Source organism: Ramlibacter sp., from assembly GCF_029866045.1.
GTDB lineage: Bacteria > Pseudomonadota > Gammaproteobacteria > Burkholderiales > Burkholderiaceae_C > Ramlibacter.
This window is the reverse complement of sequence record NZ_JARXAB010000113.1, coordinates 25,488-43,699: the sequence shown is the minus strand read 5'-3', so window position 1 is coordinate 43,699 and position 18,212 is coordinate 25,488. Positions and strand designations below refer to the sequence as shown.

The 18,212-nt window shown below is 67.0% G+C and carries 17 protein-coding genes; 6 read left to right on the top strand and 11 right to left on the bottom strand.

What is annotated here, in order from left to right:
* The first annotated feature begins 199 nt into the window (after nucleotides 1-199).
* The 5 genes from QE494_RS12490 (at nucleotide 200) to QE494_RS12470 (ending at nucleotide 5,159) form a co-directional block, all read left to right on the top strand.
* On the top strand, nucleotides 200-985 hold the full coding sequence (locus QE494_RS12490; RefSeq protein ID WP_300043740.1) for an ABC transporter ATP-binding protein: 786 nt from the start codon (nucleotides 200-202) through the stop codon (nucleotides 983-985).
* A gap of 2 nt (nucleotides 986-987) precedes the next feature.
* Entirely contained in the window at nucleotides 988-1,803 is an 816-nt protein-coding gene (locus QE494_RS12485; RefSeq protein WP_300043739.1) for an ABC transporter ATP-binding protein, read from the top strand.
* Nucleotides 1,804-2,044: 241 nt separating this feature from the next.
* Nucleotides 2,045-3,274 carry an ABC transporter substrate-binding protein gene (locus QE494_RS12480; protein WP_300043738.1) on the top strand — a complete coding sequence of 410 codons (1,230 nt, stop codon included), beginning with the start codon at nucleotides 2,045-2,047 and terminating at the stop codon, nucleotides 3,272-3,274.
* Between the two features lie 27 nt (nucleotides 3,275-3,301).
* The gene (locus tag QE494_RS12475) at nucleotides 3,302-4,186 is read left to right on the top strand and encodes a branched-chain amino acid ABC transporter permease (protein WP_300043737.1); all 885 of its coding nucleotides are present in this window, start codon (nucleotides 3,302-3,304) and stop codon (nucleotides 4,184-4,186) included.
* Nucleotide 4,187: 1 nt separating this feature from the next.
* Entirely contained in the window at nucleotides 4,188-5,159 is a 972-nt protein-coding gene (locus tag QE494_RS12470) for a branched-chain amino acid ABC transporter permease (protein WP_300043736.1), read from the top strand.
* A 1-nt stretch (nucleotide 5,160) separates the two neighbouring features.
* On the opposite strand, the gene QE494_RS12465 is transcribed toward QE494_RS12470, so the two are convergent.
* From QE494_RS12465 to QE494_RS12430, 8 genes are all read right to left on the bottom strand, one after another.
* On the bottom strand, nucleotides 5,161-6,999 hold the full coding sequence (locus QE494_RS12465) for an ATP-binding cassette domain-containing protein (RefSeq protein WP_300043734.1): 1,839 nt from the start codon (nucleotides 6,997-6,999) through the stop codon (nucleotides 5,161-5,163).
* Nucleotides 6,996-8,273, bottom strand: coding sequence for an HlyD family efflux transporter periplasmic adaptor subunit (locus QE494_RS12460; RefSeq protein ID WP_300043733.1), 1,278 nt, complete (start codon nucleotides 8,271-8,273; stop codon nucleotides 6,996-6,998). Before QE494_RS12460 ends, QE494_RS12465 begins: the two co-directional genes overlap by 4 nt.
* A gap of 5 nt (nucleotides 8,274-8,278) precedes the next feature.
* Complete coding sequence (locus QE494_RS12455; RefSeq protein WP_300043732.1) at nucleotides 8,279-9,388, bottom strand: GNAT family N-acetyltransferase; 1,110 nt, start codon at nucleotides 9,386-9,388, stop codon at nucleotides 8,279-8,281.
* A 21-nt stretch (nucleotides 9,389-9,409) separates the two neighbouring features.
* Nucleotides 9,410-10,627 (bottom strand): YcaO-like family protein, encoded by a 1,218-nt coding sequence (locus QE494_RS12450; RefSeq protein ID WP_300043731.1) that lies wholly within the window; start codon nucleotides 10,625-10,627, stop codon nucleotides 9,410-9,412.
* Nucleotides 10,628-10,634: 7 nt separating this feature from the next.
* Complete coding sequence (locus QE494_RS12445; protein WP_300043730.1) at nucleotides 10,635-11,453, bottom strand: SagB/ThcOx family dehydrogenase; 819 nt, start codon at nucleotides 11,451-11,453, stop codon at nucleotides 10,635-10,637.
* Nucleotides 11,450-12,370 carry a hypothetical protein gene (locus QE494_RS12440; protein ID WP_300043728.1) on the bottom strand — a complete coding sequence of 307 codons (921 nt, stop codon included), beginning with the start codon at nucleotides 12,368-12,370 and terminating at the stop codon, nucleotides 11,450-11,452. The genes QE494_RS12445 and QE494_RS12440 overlap by 4 nt, the downstream gene beginning before the upstream one ends.
* A gap of 51 nt (nucleotides 12,371-12,421) precedes the next feature.
* On the bottom strand, nucleotides 12,422-12,619 hold the full coding sequence (locus QE494_RS12435; RefSeq protein ID WP_300043727.1) for a hypothetical protein: 198 nt from the start codon (nucleotides 12,617-12,619) through the stop codon (nucleotides 12,422-12,424).
* A 93-nt stretch (nucleotides 12,620-12,712) separates the two neighbouring features.
* Entirely contained in the window at nucleotides 12,713-14,092 is a 1,380-nt protein-coding gene (locus QE494_RS12430; protein WP_300043725.1) for a hypothetical protein, read from the bottom strand.
* 207 nt (nucleotides 14,093-14,299) lie between these two features.
* On the opposite strand from QE494_RS12430, the gene QE494_RS12425 reads away from it, so the two are divergent.
* Nucleotides 14,300-15,073 carry an SDR family oxidoreductase gene (locus tag QE494_RS12425; protein ID WP_300043723.1) on the top strand — a complete coding sequence of 258 codons (774 nt, stop codon included), beginning with the start codon at nucleotides 14,300-14,302 and terminating at the stop codon, nucleotides 15,071-15,073.
* A 138-nt stretch (nucleotides 15,074-15,211) separates the two neighbouring features.
* Here the strand turns inward: QE494_RS12425 and QE494_RS12420 are convergent, their stop codons facing one another.
* From QE494_RS12420 to prmA, 3 genes are all read right to left on the bottom strand, one after another.
* Nucleotides 15,212-16,093 (bottom strand): carbohydrate kinase family protein, encoded by an 882-nt coding sequence (locus QE494_RS12420; RefSeq protein ID WP_300043721.1) that lies wholly within the window; start codon nucleotides 16,091-16,093, stop codon nucleotides 15,212-15,214.
* Nucleotides 16,094-16,126: 33 nt separating this feature from the next.
* A complete protein-coding gene (locus QE494_RS12415; RefSeq protein WP_300043719.1) occupies nucleotides 16,127-17,257 on the bottom strand; it encodes a zinc-ribbon and DUF3426 domain-containing protein in 1,131 nt (376 codons plus the stop codon).
* Between the two features lie 66 nt (nucleotides 17,258-17,323).
* Nucleotides 17,324-18,208 (bottom strand): 50S ribosomal protein L11 methyltransferase, encoded by an 885-nt coding sequence (gene prmA / locus QE494_RS12410; RefSeq protein ID WP_300043717.1) that lies wholly within the window; start codon nucleotides 18,206-18,208, stop codon nucleotides 17,324-17,326.
* Nucleotides 18,209-18,212: the final 4 nt, after the last annotated feature.

The following is an 18,212-nucleotide window of genomic DNA, read 5'->3' as shown; positions in this document are numbered from 1 at the left end:
CAGATCACCAACGCCCTGTTCGAAGTCGGCGGACAGTACCGGCGAAACATGTAGCCCTGTTAGATCTACCGGGGGAAGGGCCTAAAACGCGGGCCCCAGTCGGCCAGCAGTGGCCTCGGCCCCCCCTGAATGCAACGGTTCCCCCTACATTCGGCCCCTGGGGAGCAGGCGCTTCCCTTTTGGTCGAAAAGGGGAGCGGGTGCCATCCGACGAATACATTCTGGAGACCCAGGGCCTCACCAAAGCCTTCAAGGGTTTCGTGGCGGTCGACCGGGTCGACCTGCAGGTGCGCCGTGGCGACATCCACGCGCTCATCGGCCCCAATGGCGCCGGCAAGACCACTTTCTTCAACCTGCTCACCAAGTTCCTGCAGCCGACCCGCGGGGCCATTCACTACCGCGGTATTGACATCACCCGCGACACGCCTGCGCGCACCGCGCGCCGGGGCATCGTACGGTCGTTCCAGATCTCGGCGGTGTTCCCGCACATGACCGTTCTGGAAAACGTGCGCGCAGGCCTGCAGCGTGGGCTGGGCACCTCCTTTCACTTCTGGAAGCCTGGGCTCTCCCTACACGGCCTGCACGAGCGGGCGCTGCAGCTGCTGACCGAGGTCGACCTGCAGAATTTCGCTGACGAGCTCGCCGCCAATCTGCCCTACGGGCGCAAGCGCGCCCTGGAGCTGGCCACCACCCTGGCTCTGGAGCCCGACCTGATGCTGCTCGACGAGCCCACCCAAGGCATGGGCCATGAGGACGTCGGCCGCGTCACCGAGCTGATCAAGAAGGTCTCCACCGGCCGCACCATCCTCATGGTGGAGCACAACATGAAGGTGGTGTCCTCGATCGCCGACCGCATCACCGTGCTGCAGCGCGGTGCGGTGATCGCCGACGGGCCGTACGCGGAGGTCTCCCGCGACCCGCAGGTGGTCGAGGCCTATATGGGCGCCGCCGCTGGCGCCCAGGCCGCGCTGCAAGGAGCGCACTGATCATGGGCCAGACCTTACGCCCGAATCCGCACCCGAGCCTGCAGCAGACGCAGGACCCGTCTTGGGGTCCTGCGCCGTCGGACGACGCATCCTCGCCGCCTGCGCCAGGCACTTCTGCCCGCGAATTGCTGCGCCTCACCGACCTGCACGCCTGGTACGGCGAGTCGCATGTGCTGCACGGGGTCAACCTGAGCGTGCGCGAGGGCGAGGTGGTGTCCCTGCTCGGGCGCAACGGCGCCGGCCGCACCACCACCTTGCGGGCCATCATGGGTCTGGTGGGTCGCCGCCGCGGGTCTATCCGCGTGTGCGGCCAGGAAGCCATCGGGCTGGCGCCGCACCAGGTGGCGCGCCTGGGGCTGGGCTACTGCCCCGAGGAGCGCGGCATCTTCGCCAGCCTGAGCACGCAGGAGAACCTGCTGCTGCCGCCGGTCATTGCGCCGGGCGGCATGCCGGTCGCCGAGATCCACGCCATGTTCCCCAACCTCGCCGAGCGCGCCAATAGCCCGGGTAGCCGACTGTCGGGCGGAGAGCAGCAAATGCTGGCGGTGGCGCGCATCCTGCGCACGGGCGCCCGGCTGCTGCTGCTCGACGAGATCTCCGAGGGCCTCGCACCGGTCATCGTGCAAAAGCTTGCCGAAGTGATCCTGCGGCTCAAGGCCCGTGGTTACACCACCTTGCTGGTGGAGCAAAACTTCCGTTTCGCCGCCCCCCTGGCAGACCGCTTTTACGTGATGGAGCGCGGGGCGATCGTGCGTGAATTCCGCCAGGACGAACTGCAGGCCAACCTGGGCATGTTGCAGGAGTTTTTGGGCGTGTAGCGAATGGAGGCTCTGGGCGAGTGCAGGGGCCTGGCAATAGCTCCCCTTGTCACCTGCACCTTCACTTACTTCTCTCCCACCCCTCTCCCCCCCCCGCTCTCCCACCCCTCGATCCCGCTCCCTTCGTTTTCCACTCTCTCTCCCCTTTCGCTCCCCTCTCGCTCCCCACCCGTCCCGCCTCGTCCCTGCGTTCAGCCCTGAACCCTCCCCTCTTCCCTTCGATCCACCCAAGGAGCTCCCCATGAACAACACAACACGTGCGGCCACCCTCGCCCTGAGCCTGGGCTTCATCGGCCTCCTCGGCGCCCTGTGTGCAGCCCCGGCCGGTGCCCAGCCGGCGCAGGGCCCGGTACGTATCGGTTTCATCACCGATATGTCCAGCCTCTACGCCGACATCGACGGCCCCGCCGGCGCAGAGATGGTGCGGATGGCAGTGCAAGACTTTGGCGGCAAGGTGCTCGGGCGAAACATCGAGGTGCTGAGCGCCGACCACCAGAACAAGGCCGACGTGGCCAGTGCCAAGGCCCGCGAGTGGATCGACAAAGACGGCCTGGCCATGTTGGTGGGTGGCACCAGCTCGGGCGCCGCGATCGCCATGGCCAAGGTGGCGGCCGAGAAGAAGCGCCCTTACTTCGTCATTGGCGCCGGGTCGTCGCGCCTGACCAACGAGGACTGCTCGCCCTACACCGTCCACTACGCCTACGACACGGTGGCCCTGGCCAAGGTAGCCGGTACCGCGCTGGTGAAGGCAGGCAACACGCGCTGGTACTTCCTCACCGCCGACTACGCCTTCGGCCACTCGCTCGAGGCCGACGCGTCGGCGGTGGTCAAGGCCAACGGCGGCACCGTGGTGGGGGCGGTGCGTCACCCGCTCAATGCGTCTGACTTCTCCTCCTTCCTGCTGCAGGCCCAAGGCTCCAAGGCCCAGATCCTGGCCTTGGCCAACGCTGGCGGCGACACCATCAACGCGATGAAGGCGGCCAAAGAGTTCGGCATCACCCAGGGCATGAAGGTGGCCGGTCTGCTGGTCTTCATCAACGACGTCCACAGCCTGGGACTGGCAACGACCGAGGGCCTGCAACTGGCCGACAGCTGGTACTGGAACCAAGACGATGCAAGCCGCGCCTTCGCCAAGCGCTTCTTCGAAAAGTACAAGCGCATGCCCTCCTCTCTCCAGGCCGCCGACTATTCGGCGACCATGAACTACCTCCAGGCGGTCAAGGCGGTCAACACCACCGACGCCAACACGGTGATGGACCACCTGCGCAAGAACAGGATGTCGGACTTCTATCACCGCAACGCCAGCCTGCGCGCCGATGGCCGGGTGATCCACGACATGTTCCTGTACCAGGTCAAGAGCCCGAAAGAGTCGACCACGCCCTGGGACTACTACAAGCTGGTGTCCAAGCTCAGCGGCGACATGGCCTTCACCCCGCTGGCCGAGTCCAAGTGCGCGCTGGTGAAAAAGTGAGGCCGGGGGCAACCTCACTGCGACAACATGGAAATTTTCGGCATTCCCCACCAGGCCTTCCTCGGCCAGCTGATGCTGGGCCTGGTCAATGGCGCGTTCTACGCCATGCTCTCGCTGGGCCTGGCGGTGATCTTCGGCCTGCTCGACATCGTCAACTTTGCCCACGGCGCCCTCTACATGCTGGGCGCGTTCGTCGCCTGGCTGCTGCTGGACTGGCTGGGGATTAATTACTGGCTGGCGCTGGTGCTGGCGCCGCTCCTCGTGGGCGCGCTGGGGATGCTGATCGAGCGCCTGCTGATACAGCGGCTGTATGGGCTGGACCCCTTGTACGGTTTGCTCCTGACCTTCGGCCTGTCCCTGATCCTCGAGGGGCTGTTGCGGGAGCGCTTCGGCGTCTCCGGCCAGTCTTACCCGGTGCCCGAATTGCTGCAGGGCGCCACGAACCTGGGCTTCATGACCCTGCCCAATTACCGGGCCTGGGTTGTGGTGGCTTCCCTGGTCGTTTGCCTCGGCACCTGGTTCCTGATTGAGCGCACCCGGCTGGGCGCCTACCTGCGCGCCGGAACCGAGAACGCCAAGCTGGTGCAGGCCTTCGGGGTGAACGTGCCGCTGATGGTCATGCTTACCTACGGTGCCGGCGCCGCACTGGCAGCGCTGGCAGGCGTGCTGGCGGCCCCCATCGTGCAGGTCACGCCGCTCATGGGCTCCAACCTGATCATCGTCGTCTTTGCGGTGGTGGTGATTGGCGGCATGGGCTCCATCCTCGGCTCGGTCGTCACTGGCCTGGGCCTGGGGGTGGTGGAGGGTCTGACCCGCGTGTTCTACCCCGAGGCCTCGAGCGTGGTGGTCTTTGTCATCATGGCCATCGTGCTGGTGCACAGGCCTGCAGGTCTGTTTGGAAAAGAGGCCTGACATGAAGCGTATATCGGATACCGCCACAGACCGCGCCCTCACCCGGGCTACCTACGCCGGCCTGCTGGCCCTGGCACTGGCCGCGCCCTTTTTGGGCCTGTACCCAGTGTTCGTGATGAAGCTGCTGTGCTTTGCGCTCTTCGCCTGCGCCTTCAACCTGCTCCTCGGGTTTACAGGCTTGCTGTCCTTTGGACACGCAGCCTTCTTCGGCTTTTCCGCCTATGTGACCGGCTGGTGCATCAAGAGCCAGGGCTGGACACCCGAGGTCGCGTTGCTGGCGGGCATGGCGGTAGCGGCGCTCCTGGGGCTGGGCATGGGTCTGCTGGCCATCCGCAGGCAAGGCATCTACTTCGCGATGATCACCCTGGCCCTGGCGCAGATGGTGTTCTTCCTATGCCTGCAGGCGCCCTTCACCGGTGGCGAAGACGGGCTGCAAGGCGTTGGGCGCGGCGCCCTCTTCGGTCTGCTGCCGCTGCAGGACGACCTCACGCTGTACTACGTGGTGCTGGCCGTCTTCCTGGCCTGCTTCCTGGCCATTGGCCGCATCGTCACCTCGCCCTTCGGGCAGGTGCTCAAGATGATCCGCGAGAACGAACCGCGCGCCATCTCCCTGGGCTACGAGGTAGACCGCTACAAACTCCTGGCCTTTGTTCTCTCAGCGGCGCTCTCTGGTTTGGCGGGGTCGCTCAAGACCCTGGTGATGGGCTTTGCCACGCTTTCGGACGTGCACTGGTCCATGTCCGGAGAGGTCATTCTCATGAGCCTGCTGGGCGGGGTGGGCACCCTCTTCGGCCCGGTGCTGGGTGCGGGCATCGTGGTCGGCCTGCAAAACTTGCTGGCCGACAAGGTGGGCGCCTGGGTGACCGTGATCATCGGCGCGATCTTTGTCCTGTGCGTACTGGCCTTCCGAAAGGGAATGGTTGGCGAGTTGATCGCCTGGCGAGAACGGCAGCGTTTGGCGGCGCGGGCCTGAGTCAGACCGCGGCCTCGGCTGTGGCCGTGGCCGTGTCCTTGCCCACACCGGCCTGCGCGCGCCAGGCCGCCAGCACCACCTGGCTCGGCCCGAAGGCCAGCTGCCTGCCCTCGGCCAGCCACAGCAGGTAGTCGGCCTCGGCCGCCAAGGCCAGGTCGTGGGTGGCAAAAACGAGCAGATTGACCTCGCGGGCCGCCCGCCACATGCGGCTCGCGACCGCCTGGGAACGGGCCGCGTCAAGTGCGGTGGTTGGCTCATCGAGGAAGAGGCCGGTCGAGGCCATCGCCTGGGTGGACTGCAGGGCCCGCGCCAGAAAAACGCGCTGGCGCTCCCCACCGGACAGGCCGGAGGCCACATCGCTCGCCTGCGGCAGGCGATCCAACCCGCCCGACGTGGTGGTGGGCCCAGTGCCGTCGGCCCGGGCGCCGGACACGTCGCGTCTGCGGTCGGGTGGCGAGTCCAACTCACTGAGCAGCCAATCCGGGCCTGCGCCTGACGCTGGCCGGCCCAAGAGGATGTTGTCGCCCACAGTGCCGCCAAACAAATACTCCTTCTGGGACAAATAAACGTTGCCAGGCATTCGATCGCATGGAAGGCCCTCGCGCCAGACGCCGCCCTGCGTTGGCCGGTACAAGCCGCAGAGCAACTTGAGCAAGGTGGACTTGCCAGCACCAGAAGCGCCGACCAAGCCCAAGGTTGCCCCCGCAGGCAATCCGAAATCGAGGCCGCGCAGCACCCACTGGCCCTCTGGCGCCCTGAACCCGAGATCGCGCACGGTCAGGGCGGGGTAGGCCTCGGAGTTCGCTCTTTGGTGAGCCGAGTTCGCACCCGAACCGCGCACAGCGCAGGGTTCGTCATCGCCCCCCCGATCAGCGGCCGGCGCGTCCGCACGCAGGGTCTCCCAAAAGGCCGCGCCGGCCCGCCGCGAGGCCTGATAGACGACGCGCCGCTGGATCAACTGGGCCATGTGACGCAACTGGCCAGAGAACTGCCTGAACAGCAAATTCAGAATGACCAACTGGCCAACGGACAGGCGACCCTCCATGGCCTCCATCGCGCCCAGACCCAAAATGGCGGCCTGGGTCAGACGCTCATAGGCCAGCCCGATCAGGTTGCGGCGCAGGACCCGTTGGCTATGACGGTCCACCGCTGCGTCGTGCCCTTGCCGCTCTCTCTGCCAGCGATGCAAGCACGCGCTCCACGCGCCATGCGCCCGCAGCGTGGGCGATCCGGCAAACGCCTCCTGTGCGGTGGTGGCGAGCTTGTCGCGCAGTGCCTGCACCGCCCGCGCGGCATCCCGCAGTGGGCCCTGGGCGGCCAGGAGCAGCAGCCCATAGGCCATGCTCATCGCCAGCACCATCGCACCGAGACCGGCATGTACCAGAAGCAAAGCCGTGGCGGTGACGCCCGCCCCAACGCCCAGCGCCACCCGGCCCACCGCCCAGTCAATCAGAAAGCGGACTTCGCCGCTGCGTGCCGCATACCGCTCCTGCACCAGGCCTGGCGGGAGCGACTCGAGATCCTGATAGCCAAGGCGGGCCAGGCGCGCCAAAAAAGCATCCTCCTCCCGCGCAGCCACGGCCTGGCTCATGTGAAGCAGCAGACGGTCGTTGAGCCAGGCAAACACCAGCTCGCAAAGATGGAAAAACAGGAAGGCGATCAGGACCGCCGCCAGCGTGGCCATCGCCCGGGTGTGAATGACACGGTCAAGGATCAGGCCGACGGTCAGCGCCGGCATGAGCGCCACCAGGGATAACAAGGTGGCCAGCACGGTGCAGGCCAGTCGCTCGGGCCGCCAGCCGACCAGAGCAGGATCAGGGGACTGTCCGCTGGCGCTCACCGATGCTCCCGTAGCGCCTCGCGCCCCAGACGGATAAAGGGGTCCAGCCAGATCTCCAGCGGTAGCCTGCGGCCGACGACGACATCGGCCTGCACCTTCATGCCGGTGCGCAGCGGGGGCAGGCCAGCGGCCAAGCCCGTGGGAGCGGCAGCCTCAGAAAACGCCGCCACCACGGTGTAGTCGGCGATGCCCTCGGGGGAAGGCAGTGGCTCGCGGATCAAGCGCAGCACCTGCGCGGGCCAAGTGCCATGGACGGTATAGGGATAGGCATCGAACTTCACCTCCACCGCCTGCCCGACCTGGACAAAGGGAAAGTCTTCGTTGCGCACCCGCAGTTGGATCTCGTAGCGCGCCGCGTCAGGCGCAATTGCCATCAGCCGATCGCCCGCGCGAAGGAGGTTGCCTGCCAGCTGCGGCGACATCTGCTCGATCACACCGTCAATGGGCGCCTCGACTGCGCCGCCGGCATGAAGCTGTCGCAGCCGCAACCACTCACGCCGCGCAAGCAGGTAAGACTGCTGAGCCTCCTCGCTGCGTTCGGCCCAGGTGCGGCGCTGGTCTGCCAGCAGCAGGGCCTGGGTCGCACGGCGTCGGGCCAGGTCTTCGGTTGCGCGCAGCACCCGGGCCTCCGCGAGTCCGGCCTGCTCCTGCGACTCGACCATCTCCTGCCGCAGCGCCAGCAGTGCCGTCTCGGAGAGAAAGCCCTCAAGCGCCAACTTCTCATGCCTGACCACCTTCTCCCGGGCCAGGGGCAGCAGGGCCAGTGCGCGCCTGCGCCCAGCCTCCTCGACCGCCAGGGCGGCCTGTGCCTCCGCCAAGTCGCGCTCCTGCGCCAGCCGCTGCGCGTGGCGCTGCGCGCGCTGCGCCTCGACGCTGCGTGAAACGGCCAAGGCGATGGCTTCGTCATCGGGCTCTGCCACCTCCTGCGGCGCTGCACCCATCTGCCGGGCGGCGGCGCCGGCATAGGCGCGATGGAGCGCGGCCGCGCGCACCCAGCGAAGCCGGGCCTCGTCCAGCGCAGGCAGAGAGGGCTCTGGCGCGATGGTGACGAGCCGCTCGCCACGCCGGACCCGATCGCCGTCCTTGACATGCACCTGCGCGATGCGACCGGCCAAGGGCGCCCATTGCGGGCTGGCCAGTTCGGTGGCCAAAACCACCCCGGGCGCACGGACCACCTGGTCGATGGGCAGCCAAGCCGCACCTGCAACCAAGCCGGCCAGCATCAGCGCCAGGCTGATCCAGACCAGGTGCAGCAGGCCGGCGGGACGCTTCATGCGGCTTACGCGCCCGCCGAAGTCTGCAGCCGCAACGCCAGCACATCACCCTGATGGCGGTATCCGCGCAGCGCCAGCAGGCGGCAGGTACGCGGTGTCTGGATTTCGCCCGAGGTCCCGAGGTACACGCCTTCGAATCCGTGGCTGGCGGCCAAGCGCGACAGGCCCTCGAACAGCGACAGCCCCACCCGGCCGCCGCGATGGGCGGGGTCCACGTAGAAGAAGCTGCTTTGCAACAGACGCCACTCCAGAGGCGCCAGCCATGCGGGGGCGGCTGCAATGAAGCCGGCCAGTTGGCCGTCTCGCAGGGCCAGCAAGGCGGCGGGGCGCCCACGGGAATCGGGTCTGAGCGCCTGCGCGATCAGCCGGTCGAGGTCGAGTTCGATCGGCCCCAGACCCGTGCGGCCGCTTTCACGGAAGAAGGCCTCGGCCTGGCGCCGCAACTGCCGATAGAGAGCGGCGTCGACTTCCTGGCGCGATGCAATCGGATGCAGACCCGAAGGCAGTTCCACAGCACGGGGTGGCGGACGCGGACCATTCGGCAGGCGTGGCGCCTGCGTGCACAAACCGAGATGCTGGGTCCCGATCCTGCGAAAACCCCGCCGCTCGCAGGCGCGGCGCAAGGCGTCGAGCCGCTGGGCGCCAAAGGTGATCAGGAAAACGTCGACCAGTTGCGGGCTGCGCCGGGCGGCCTCGACCAGGGCGTCGACGAGCAGTGCGCTGGCAGAGCGCAAAGAGCAGGCCACCGAAGGATCGACATACAGGTGCCGGCAGCGCAAGATTCTCTGCTCTGGGTCGACCTCATAGCCCCCGTATTGCGCCAGCGCGAAGCCCTGCACCTGACCCCGGCCCTCGCCCTCGCCCTCGCACTCGCCCTCGCCCTCGCACTCGCACTGGGGCGATCGAAGCAGCAGCACCAGCCACAGGTGCGAGCTCAGGATCTCGTGCAGCCAGGCCTGCAGGCGCGCCGCGTCCGGGCCGTGTTCACTGAAAGCAGTCGTCGCCAGGTAGCGCGTAAAGAGCCGGCTCACGCAGGGCAGGTCTTGCGGGCCTGCCGCGACGACCGATAGGCCGCCAGCCGTGCGGGGTACAAGGTTCTCATTCCAGCGGGTCATCGGGGTGGGACGAATAGGCGCTCAGGGAAAGGGCACCATCCTGGCCAGGCGCTCCGGACGGATCAGGGCGGCGAAGTCACGCGAGAAGGCGCAGTCGAGGTTGAAGTGGGAAGCGTTATCCAGATGGAGGAAGGCCCGCGGGCTCAGCACGCGCACGCACCAGATCCGTCGATGCAGCACGGTGGTCTGCGCGATGTAGGCCAGCAAGGGGCCAAAGCGGCGGTAGACCGAGGCGGCGAACGCCTCGTCGCTCTGAGAGCAGGTGCCAGCCTGGGGGGCACCCAAGCGGCCGTTGGCCTCGGCGTCGGCGTACGGCGCTCCAGCCAGGAGTTCGCGCGCCGTGTCCCTGGTGTTGCACTCGATGAAATAGCGGTGATAGCGGTCGTGCACCAGTGCCTCGGCGCCGGGTTCGGCCATATTGGTCAGAAACACATGGCTTTGCCAAAGCTCTCGCAGCGCCCGATCGGCAGCAGAGCCGATCTCAGCGGTACAGGACAGACCGACGCAATAACGGACCGGCCCATCTGGCTCGCCGCGATAGACCGCCAGCACGATGGCCGCAGCGACCTCCCCCAAGGACAGTTCAATGAAACGCAGCTCACCCCGCTGGGCCAGGTGTTGCGCCAGCAGGGTACCCAGCGGACACAGACCGGCCAGTGCGGCCGGCGTGACATCGCGGCCACCTGCGCCCACCAGCCAATAGCGCAGCAAATACTGCCTCTCCACGAACTCGCGCATCGCGCCCTGCAAGGCACGAGCCAAATCGAAGTGAGCGGCACAGCCGGTGGTGTCCCGGTTAGGCAGGTAGGCGGAGTCGTCCTCCAGGCCCGGCCCGCCGACGGAAAACAGCACGGTGGGCGCCGACACCGCGCGCCACTCCGGCAGCCGGACGACAGGGCTGAGACGGAATGCATGCTGCCGCAAAAGGCTGAGGTGATCGGGCTGGCAGGTCTGCGCCAGGGCGTGGTGCAAATCATCGACCAGGCTCTCGCCGGGCTCGCTCTGGCGACAGGCGTCCAGCGTTCCCTGCGCTTGTCCGCGCACCTCGTGATAGAAATGCCGCCGCTCAAAATACTCGCCCAGCGTGCGGACCAGACTGTCGGCAGCCAGGCCCGAGCCGCTGGCGCTGGCACCCGTTCGGCTCGTGGCCCAGGCATAGCGCGGCCTGCGCGTGCCCAGGGTGGCGTCGAGCACCACCCGGGCCGGCTGGCTCCATCCATCACCGGGGAATCTCAGCATGGTGTGCTCAGCATGGCTTGGCCGGCTGACCCAGAAACTGGACCACCATGGGCAGCAGCTGTGTGGCATCGATCCCCAGGCGGGACGCCACGCGGCAGTCACTGAAGCCAGCCCACACCCGACTGGCCAGCCCCACGGCCTGGGCCTGCTCGGTGACACGCTGGTACATGGAGCCCACCTCCATCTGGGCGAGTCGAAATCCGCGGTGCCGGTATTTGAAGAGGGCTTTGTCCAGATGCACCGCGTAGACAAGGGCAAAGGCGGGCTGGCCCAGCGTGCCTGCGGCGTCACCGGAGAGCGCCGCCAGGAGCGTGGAGGCATCGGCACGCACGGGCAACGGGTTCAGGCTGCGGCTGAAGGGGAGGACCTGAAAAATATCCTGCCCCGCAGGCCAGTCTGTAACGGCATGGGAGGTTCTGCAAAGAAAGGGGAGCACCGGATAGAGGGCACCACCCGAGGGATAGGGCATGCGCGCCGTACCGGGCTGTGATGGCTGCGAAACCAGGGTGCGGGCCAGCAGGTCCAAGACATCCGCGAACCCGAGCGGTGCCGGGTCGAAGCGCGCAGGCGACGGCTGCCGCCATGCCACGCCCTCCCCGACCACGGTATCGATGCGGATGCGCTCTCCGCAACCGGCCACGTCTGACTCACGAAAAACGAGGTTCGCCAAGTGCGCGTCGGAAAGGTGGGTCAAGCGAACGGCATGCCCCAGTTGCGGCAATAGCGCGTAGTGGGCGTGCGCATTGAATGCCAGCACGTCCAGACAGACGGCTTCGTCAGCCAACTCAGAGTAGCGCTGGTGCGCCAATGCAGGCCTCGGGTTCATTCGGAGGGCCCCGCCAGAAACTCAAATTGGCAATCACATCCCGGCCAGTGGGCTGAAGCCTGCTGGGTCAGGGTGAGTCCGTCGATCAGCAACTCACGGCGCACAGTGACTGCATCCTGTAGCAGGGGCTGCGGTGACAAGGCGGTGAGGCCCTCGACCAGATGAACCAGGTAGGCCGCGGCCACCGTGCGGTCGGCAGGCCGCAGCAGACGCGCACCCGGTGCTCGGGAATTGCTGCCCTCGAACCCCCCGAGCAGTTTGGCCAAGGCATGGGTGCCAGGCGTCTTGGCGCGGGCCCGCCCCTCCCAACCCATGTCGCAGAAGTGGCAGGGGGTTCCTTGCGAGGGGACGTAGAGGGTGCTGATGCACAAGGCGCGCAGTCGAAACCAGACGACGAGGCCTGCCGCCTCGGGAATCTGGCGCAGACAACGGTGGAAGGTCTGCGCCGAGGGCTCGTCGTAGTCTTCCAGCAGCAGCAGGCACAGTTCGGGACCGCCCCCCGCGTGAGGCGGTGGCGTGCTGGCGGCGTTGAGATCGGACGGCAGCGAGAGGTGCCGAAGCATCAGGGGTAGAACCTCGCGGCACTGCGACTCAAACTCCGCCGCGATGGGCTCACCCCTTGAAAACACGGTCAAACAGGACAACCGCGTCCCCAGCAAGCCCAAATCCTGGAGCACACCGTGTGAGGTGAGAAAGGCCAGGGCGCTGTCGACCGACAGACCTTCGGACAGCAACTGCGCCTCCAGGCGCGCTCGGACGATGTGGGGACGGGTACCGGCCGCGGAATCGTCGGCCAGCCAGCGGAGGAAGGAGGCCAGGGGAGCGGACGCGAGTTCAATGATTCGGCGCGAGGTCACCAGCAGGGGGCCATCGGGTCGATCCTGGAGATGAAAGGGGTGGACGCGAAAATTGTTCATGTGACGCCTTTGCCGGGCGCAGGCCAGAAGACCCGCGCCCGGCTGGTTTCATCAGGCCTCGTTGGAGCCGCAGCCGCCACTGCCGCTGCCACCGCACCCGCCGCTCCCACTGCCACTGCCGCCACAACCGCCACAGCCGGCGGCGGCAGAGTCACCGCCGCCATCACCACCGCCGCCGCCGCCCTGCGGGCTGGCTGGCATGGGGGACTCATAAACGACTTTTCCGAATTCGATCTGCTGAACACTCATCAGAAATCTCCCTTTCGAAGTCAAACGTGCCGCACGGCACGCCCTCGCGCGACATGCGCAAGCCTGGCATGGCTGCTCTGACGGCAGCAGCGCTCAATGTCCGAAAAAAACCTGGTACTCCTGAGGCGCTGGCGTGGTTGCAGCCCAGTGCCAAAAAAAGCTCGCGTCCTGCACCAGTGCGTCCACAAGGGCCTGCTGAAAAACGCCCGAGCCGGTGAGAAAGCCATGGCCATTGACCAAGGCCTCCAGCGCCACCCGCAGGTCGGGGGCCATGGCCTGAGGGTGGCAATGGCCAGCATGAAAAGGCGCCTCGTACCACTTGTGCGCCGCCGACTCCGCCTCTGGCGGAGCGAGTTCCTGGCGGATGCCATCGACCCCTGCGCACAGCAGCGCCGCCAAGGCCAGGTAGGGGTTGGCCGAGGCGTCGGGAAAACGGATTTCAAGGCGGCAATCCTGCGGCCCGTCGAAGTGGGGCACGCGGATTGCGCAGGTGCGGTTGTGAAGGCCCCAACCGGCCGGGCGCATCAGCGAGTAAAAGTGATTGAGGCGCTTGTAGCTGTTGACGGTGGGGTTGGTCAGCGCATTGAGCGGCCGCAGATGACGCAGCACCCCCGCAATGAACCCCAGGGCCGTCCGGCTGAGCCGCATTTGCCCTGAGGGCGCATGGGGATCAAAAAACACATTGCGTCCATCGCGCCAGAGCGAGAAGTTGATGTGCAGGCCATTGGACTCGGCATAGGCCTGGGGCCGCGGCATGAAAGTGGCTGTCATGCCGGCGGCGATGGCCTCTGTGCGGACCAAGTGCTTGACCAGTTGGATCTGGTCAGCCGCCTGACGCAGGCCAACTGGTGCCAGCGCGATCTCTTGCTGGCTGGGGCCGGCCTCATGTCCGTGGTGGGTGGCGGCAATGCCCAGACCCGCGATCCGTCGGCCCATGGCTTCGCGCAGCGGGGCGAAGGAATCCGTCGGCCCCAGGTGGTACTGCATCGAGCGGTGTCCAACCCGATACCCGGTGCCCAATTCGGCGGCGTTGTTGTCCCACCCATCTTGACTCTGGATCTCGACCAGGTTCTGGTGCATCGAGGTCGCAAAGCGGATTCCCTTGAAGAGGTGGAACTCGAGCTCGATGCCCACACGGGCTTCGTCGGCCAGGCCGGTGTCCCGCAACCAGGCCTCGGCGCGGGTGGCGACAGCGCGCACATCCTTGGGGTAGCTGCCCAGGGCCTGCCCAGGGAGAACGGGCTGTGCGAAGGTGAACCGATGATCCCCGGCCAGGCCGTCGACAAACACGGACTGCGGATCAGCGATCAGTTGAAGGTCTGAATTGGCATCACTTTCCCAGCCCGGAATGAGCGCGCCTGACACGCTGGCGCGCGGCCACGGGCTTGTCTCGGAGGGCGGGGCCTCCCCCAGGCGGTTGACGCCCATGAGAAAGCCGCGGAGGTCGGTAAAGAGATAGGACAGGTCGGGCATTGAGAGCGACGCGGGAGGAGGCTGGTGGCCTGGTCAGTCGGAGGTTCAACACGATGGCCATTGGTGATGTGGCCGACGAGGAATTTGCCAGCACCTGGCAGATTCAAAGTCTGTTTTGACTGACACGACAAACTGTCCCGCAGGTGATGTACCGGGCCACAGCTCAGGCGCTATCCTGCGCACACACAGTCAACCCGCCCATGTTTCATGAACGACCTCTTTTCTCTTCAGGGCCGCGTGGCCCTCATCACCGGCGGCTCGCGCGGCATCGGCCAAATGATCGCGCGCGGCTTTTTGCAGCAAGGCGCCCGCGTCTACATCAGTTCACGCAAGGCGGCCGACTGTGAGGCCACCGCCCAGGCCTTGTCTGCCTTTGGCACCTGCGTCGCCCTGCCCGCTGACGTCTCTGGCGTCGAGGCTGTGCGCGCCCTGGCTGCGGAAATCGGCCGTCGCGAAGGCCAGTTGGACATTTTGGTGAACAACGCCGGCGCCGCCTGGGGCGAAGCCTTCGAGACCTTCCCCGAAAAGGGCTGGGACAAGGTGATGGACGTCAATGTGAAGGCGCCCTTCTTCCTGACCCAGGCCCTGCATCCGCTGCTCAAGGCTGCGGCCGCCAAGCAGCCGGCCAAGGTGATCAACATCGCCTCCATCGACGGCGTCTCGGTCAACCCTTGGGAGACCTATTCCTATGCTGCGAGCAAGGCCGGGCTCATCCACCTGACCCGCCGCATGGCGCTGCGTCTGGCCGAGGACAACATTGTCTGCAGCGCCATCGCACCCGGTGCCTTTCCCTCGGAGATGAACAAGGAAGCACGCGACCACGGCGAGGAGGTCGCCTCACGCATCCCCATTGGCCGTGTGGGCTGCGACGAAGACATGGCCGGCGCGGCCATCTATCTGGCCTCGCGGGCTGGTGACTACGTGGTGGGCGAAACGCTGGTGGTCGACGGCGGCGTGACGCATGCCCGCGGCGGGGCTTGACCCGCCGCCTTTCCGATTAATGCGGGGCTTGACCCGCCGCCTTTCCGATCAATGCGGGGCTTGACCCGCCACCTTCCGAGTCCTTGCGGGGCTTGACCTGCCGCCCTTCGGATCAATGCGGGGCTTGCCCCGCCTCCATCAAAGCGTGTAGTTCTGTGGTCCGCGGCTGGCGATCTTGACCGCACCGACCTGATTGCCCAGCGCCGCACAGCGGGCCAGTGACCAGCCCTGCTCCAGCCCGAACAGCAGCGCGCCGCGCCAGGCGTCGCCGCAGCCGGTGGGGTCGACCACCGCGTTGGCCTTGACCGGCGGCACCAGGGTCTTCTCGCCATCGATCCAGACCTCGCAGCCTTCGCCGCCAAGGGTCACGACCAAGCCCTGCACACGCCGCGAGATGGCGGCGCTGTCCAGGCCGGTGCGATCGGAGAGCATCTTGCCCTCGTAGTCGTTCACGGTGACCCAGGTGGATTGGTCGATGAAGTTCGCCAGTTCCTTGCCGTCGAACATGGGCAGGCCCTGGCCCGGGTCAAACACGAAGGGAATGTCAGCGGCCTTGAATTGCTCGGCGTGCTGGAGCATGGCGTCGCGGCCGTCGGGCGAGATGATGCCCAGCTTGATGTCGGGGCGCGCCTCGATACGGGTGACATGGGCCTGCATCATCGCGCCAGGGTGAAAGGCAGTGATCTGGTTGTTGTCCAGGTCGGTCATGATCATCGCCTGGGCGGTGTAGGTGTCGGTCACCTTGCGCACAAATTCGGCGCTGATGCCAAGCTGATTCATCCGCGCCAGGTAGTCGTCGCCGTCATTGCCCACGGTGGCCATGGGCAAGGGCTTGCCTCCGAGCAGTTTCAGCGCATAGGCGATGTTGCCCGCGCAGCCACCGAAGTCGCGCCGCAGGGTGGGCACCAAAAAGGACACGTTCAGGATGTGAAGCTGCTCGGGCAGGATCTGCTGCGCGAAGCGGCCCTCGAAGTTCATGATGGTGTCGAAGGCGAGTGATCCACAGATTACGGCGGCCATGAGTTCTTTCTTGCCGGTGCGCGGCGGGGAGGGTCAGGGATAGAAGGCCAACAGCCGGTAGCCGGTCACGGTACCAGCGGCTGCAGGGGCGACGGTGAGGGTGACGGCGCTGGCCCATTCGGCGGCTGCGGGCAAGGCCACAGGGGCGTCAGGGCCCAGTTCGGCGGGCTGCAACACCCGGCGAATGACCGCTTGGTCCTGGGTGTCGGTGAGCGTGAGCTCCAGCGCCGGCAAGGCCACGGGCATCGACGCGGCATTGGCCAGCGTGAACTGCAAGCGGAAGGCGTCGGGCTGCAGACGCGAGAAGGCCGAGGCTTCGATGGTGATGGATTCGATGCGCCGCGGCGGGCCAATCCGGCATTGCAGGGGCTGGCACAGGGCCGACAAGAGCGGCGTGAGCACGGGCAGGCGTTGGGCCAGCTCGTCGCGGTGTTCATAGGCCACCTGGCCACCCAGGGCAAGTGCCAGGACCACGGACAGAACCGCGAGGCCGGCGCGGACGACCGGCTTGCGCCAGAAGGCATGGCGGCGGGCCCGGCGCATGAAGGAGACCTTGTCGAGCACTTCGAGGCTGTCATCCCGAGGGGTCGTGCCGGCGCCATTGCCTGGGGCTAAATCGACAGGGCCCGAAGGCGGGGCACTCAGCGCGGAAACATTCGCAGCAACAGGCACAGTATCCGGTGCGGTACCCGGCGTGTCGGCCCAGGTGGGCTCGCGCATGTCGGTGGCCGCAGCCTCCCGATCGAAAGGCGGGTCGGCAGAAAGCACAGGCTCGGCTGGCGACCCGTCCACAGCCTGGGCGGTCGCTTCCTTCTCAGGCGTGTTGTCTGCGGCTGGCACGACAGGCAGCGCAGCCTCCGGCGCTTCGAGCGCCACCAGGATCTCGGAGGCCTCCGGCAAATCTGGTACCTCTGCCACCTCTGGCACCTTTGCCGCCTCGGGTGCCTCCTGAACTTCTGGCGTATCCGCCACCGGGGCAGCGTCTCCCGCCGCAGCGGGCTCGACCACCTCGCTGACCACCGGAACCTGGGGGGAAAGCGTCGCCCGGGCGTCAAACAGTTCGCTGCAACGACCGCAACGAACCCAGCCTCCCGATACTTTGAGCTGGTCAGGCACCACCCGGAACACGGTCGCGCAGGCGGGGCATCGGGTGGTCAGGCTCATGGCGCCTTGATTTTAGTGAGTGGACGCTGGCAGACCCCGGCTCCGGGTCGAGGCCCCATCACCGGTTCAGGGCCGGCGACCGGTCATCAGGATCCAGCCGTCCATGCGGTCAGACACCGCCAGGGCCAGATAGGGCGCGTACGCCGCCTGGAGTTCTTCAGCCTGGCGCTCCAGGATGCCGGCCAGCACCAGGTGGCCGCCGGGCTTCACATGCGCGCAGAGCAGGGGCGCCAGCACCTTGAGCGGCGTGGCCAGGATGTTGGCCAGCACCGTGTCGTACTCGCCGCGGGCCGCATCCGGCAGGCCGGCACGCAGGGCGACGGCATTGGCCTGGGCGTTGTCCTGTGTGGCCCGAACTGCCGCAGGGTCGATGTCGACCGCGTCGATCTCACCCGCGCTGAAGCGCGCCGCGCCAATGGCCAGGATGCCGGAGCCACAGCCGTAGTCGAGCACGCGCTGGCCGGCGACCGGGTGGGTGGCGGTCCAGCGCAAGCACATGCGGGTGGTGGGGTGGGTGCCGGTGCCGAAGGCCAGGCCCGGGTCGAGCCGGATCACCTGGCGCGCCTGCGCGGGCGGCTCGTGCCAGGTGGGCACGATCCAGAACTCGGGGGTGATCTCCACCGGGTCGAATTGCGACTGGGTGAGGCGCACCCAGTCCTGTTCGGGCAAGGCGGCTACCTCGAGCACGGTGCAGCCAGCAAAAAAATCCTGCAGTGGCAGCAACGCAGCGGCCTCGCGGGCGACGGCCTCGTCCGGAAACAGCGCAATCACCCGGGAGCGCTGCCAGCCCTCTTTGGGCGGCGGCATGCCGGGCTCCCCAAACAAGGCTTGCTCAGCCTCGGTGTGGGCGTCCGCGTCCTCCACCGACACGCTGAGCGCGTCCAGCGCGTCGAGCGCCTCGGCGAGGATGTCAACCCGGTCCTCCGGGCACAGCAAGCGCAGTTCGTACAAGAAG

Coding starts and splice junctions, on each gene's coding strand:
- QE494_RS12485 (WP_300043739.1), top strand. CDS start 988: ATGGGCCAGACCTTACGCCCGAATCCGCACCCGAGCCTGCAGCAGACG.
- QE494_RS12480 (WP_300043738.1), top strand. CDS start 2,045: ATGAACAACACAACACGTGCGGCCACCCTCGCCCTGAGCCTGGGCTTC.
- QE494_RS12475 (WP_300043737.1), top strand. CDS start 3,302: ATGGAAATTTTCGGCATTCCCCACCAGGCCTTCCTCGGCCAGCTGATG.
- QE494_RS12470 (WP_300043736.1), top strand. CDS start 4,188: ATGAAGCGTATATCGGATACCGCCACAGACCGCGCCCTCACCCGGGCT.
- QE494_RS12460 (WP_300043733.1), bottom strand. CDS start 8,273: ATGAAGCGTCCCGCCGGCCTGCTGCACCTGGTCTGGATCAGCCTGGCG.
- QE494_RS12455 (WP_300043732.1), bottom strand. CDS start 9,388: ATGACCCGCTGGAATGAGAACCTTGTACCCCGCACGGCTGGCGGCCTA.
- QE494_RS12450 (WP_300043731.1), bottom strand. CDS start 10,627: ATGCTGAGATTCCCCGGTGATGGATGGAGCCAGCCGGCCCGGGTGGTG.
- QE494_RS12445 (WP_300043730.1), bottom strand. CDS start 11,453: ATGAACCCGAGGCCTGCATTGGCGCACCAGCGCTACTCTGAGTTGGCT.
- QE494_RS12440 (WP_300043728.1), bottom strand. CDS start 12,370: ATGAACAATTTTCGCGTCCACCCCTTTCATCTCCAGGATCGACCCGAT.
- QE494_RS12435 (WP_300043727.1), bottom strand. CDS start 12,619: ATGAGTGTTCAGCAGATCGAATTCGGAAAAGTCGTTTATGAGTCCCCC.
- QE494_RS12430 (WP_300043725.1), bottom strand. CDS start 14,092: ATGCCCGACCTGTCCTATCTCTTTACCGACCTCCGCGGCTTTCTCATG.
- QE494_RS12425 (WP_300043723.1), top strand. CDS start 14,300: ATGAACGACCTCTTTTCTCTTCAGGGCCGCGTGGCCCTCATCACCGGC.
- QE494_RS12420 (WP_300043721.1), bottom strand. CDS start 16,093: ATGGCCGCCGTAATCTGTGGATCACTCGCCTTCGACACCATCATGAAC.
- QE494_RS12415 (WP_300043719.1), bottom strand. CDS start 17,257: ATGAGCCTGACCACCCGATGCCCCGCCTGCGCGACCGTGTTCCGGGTG.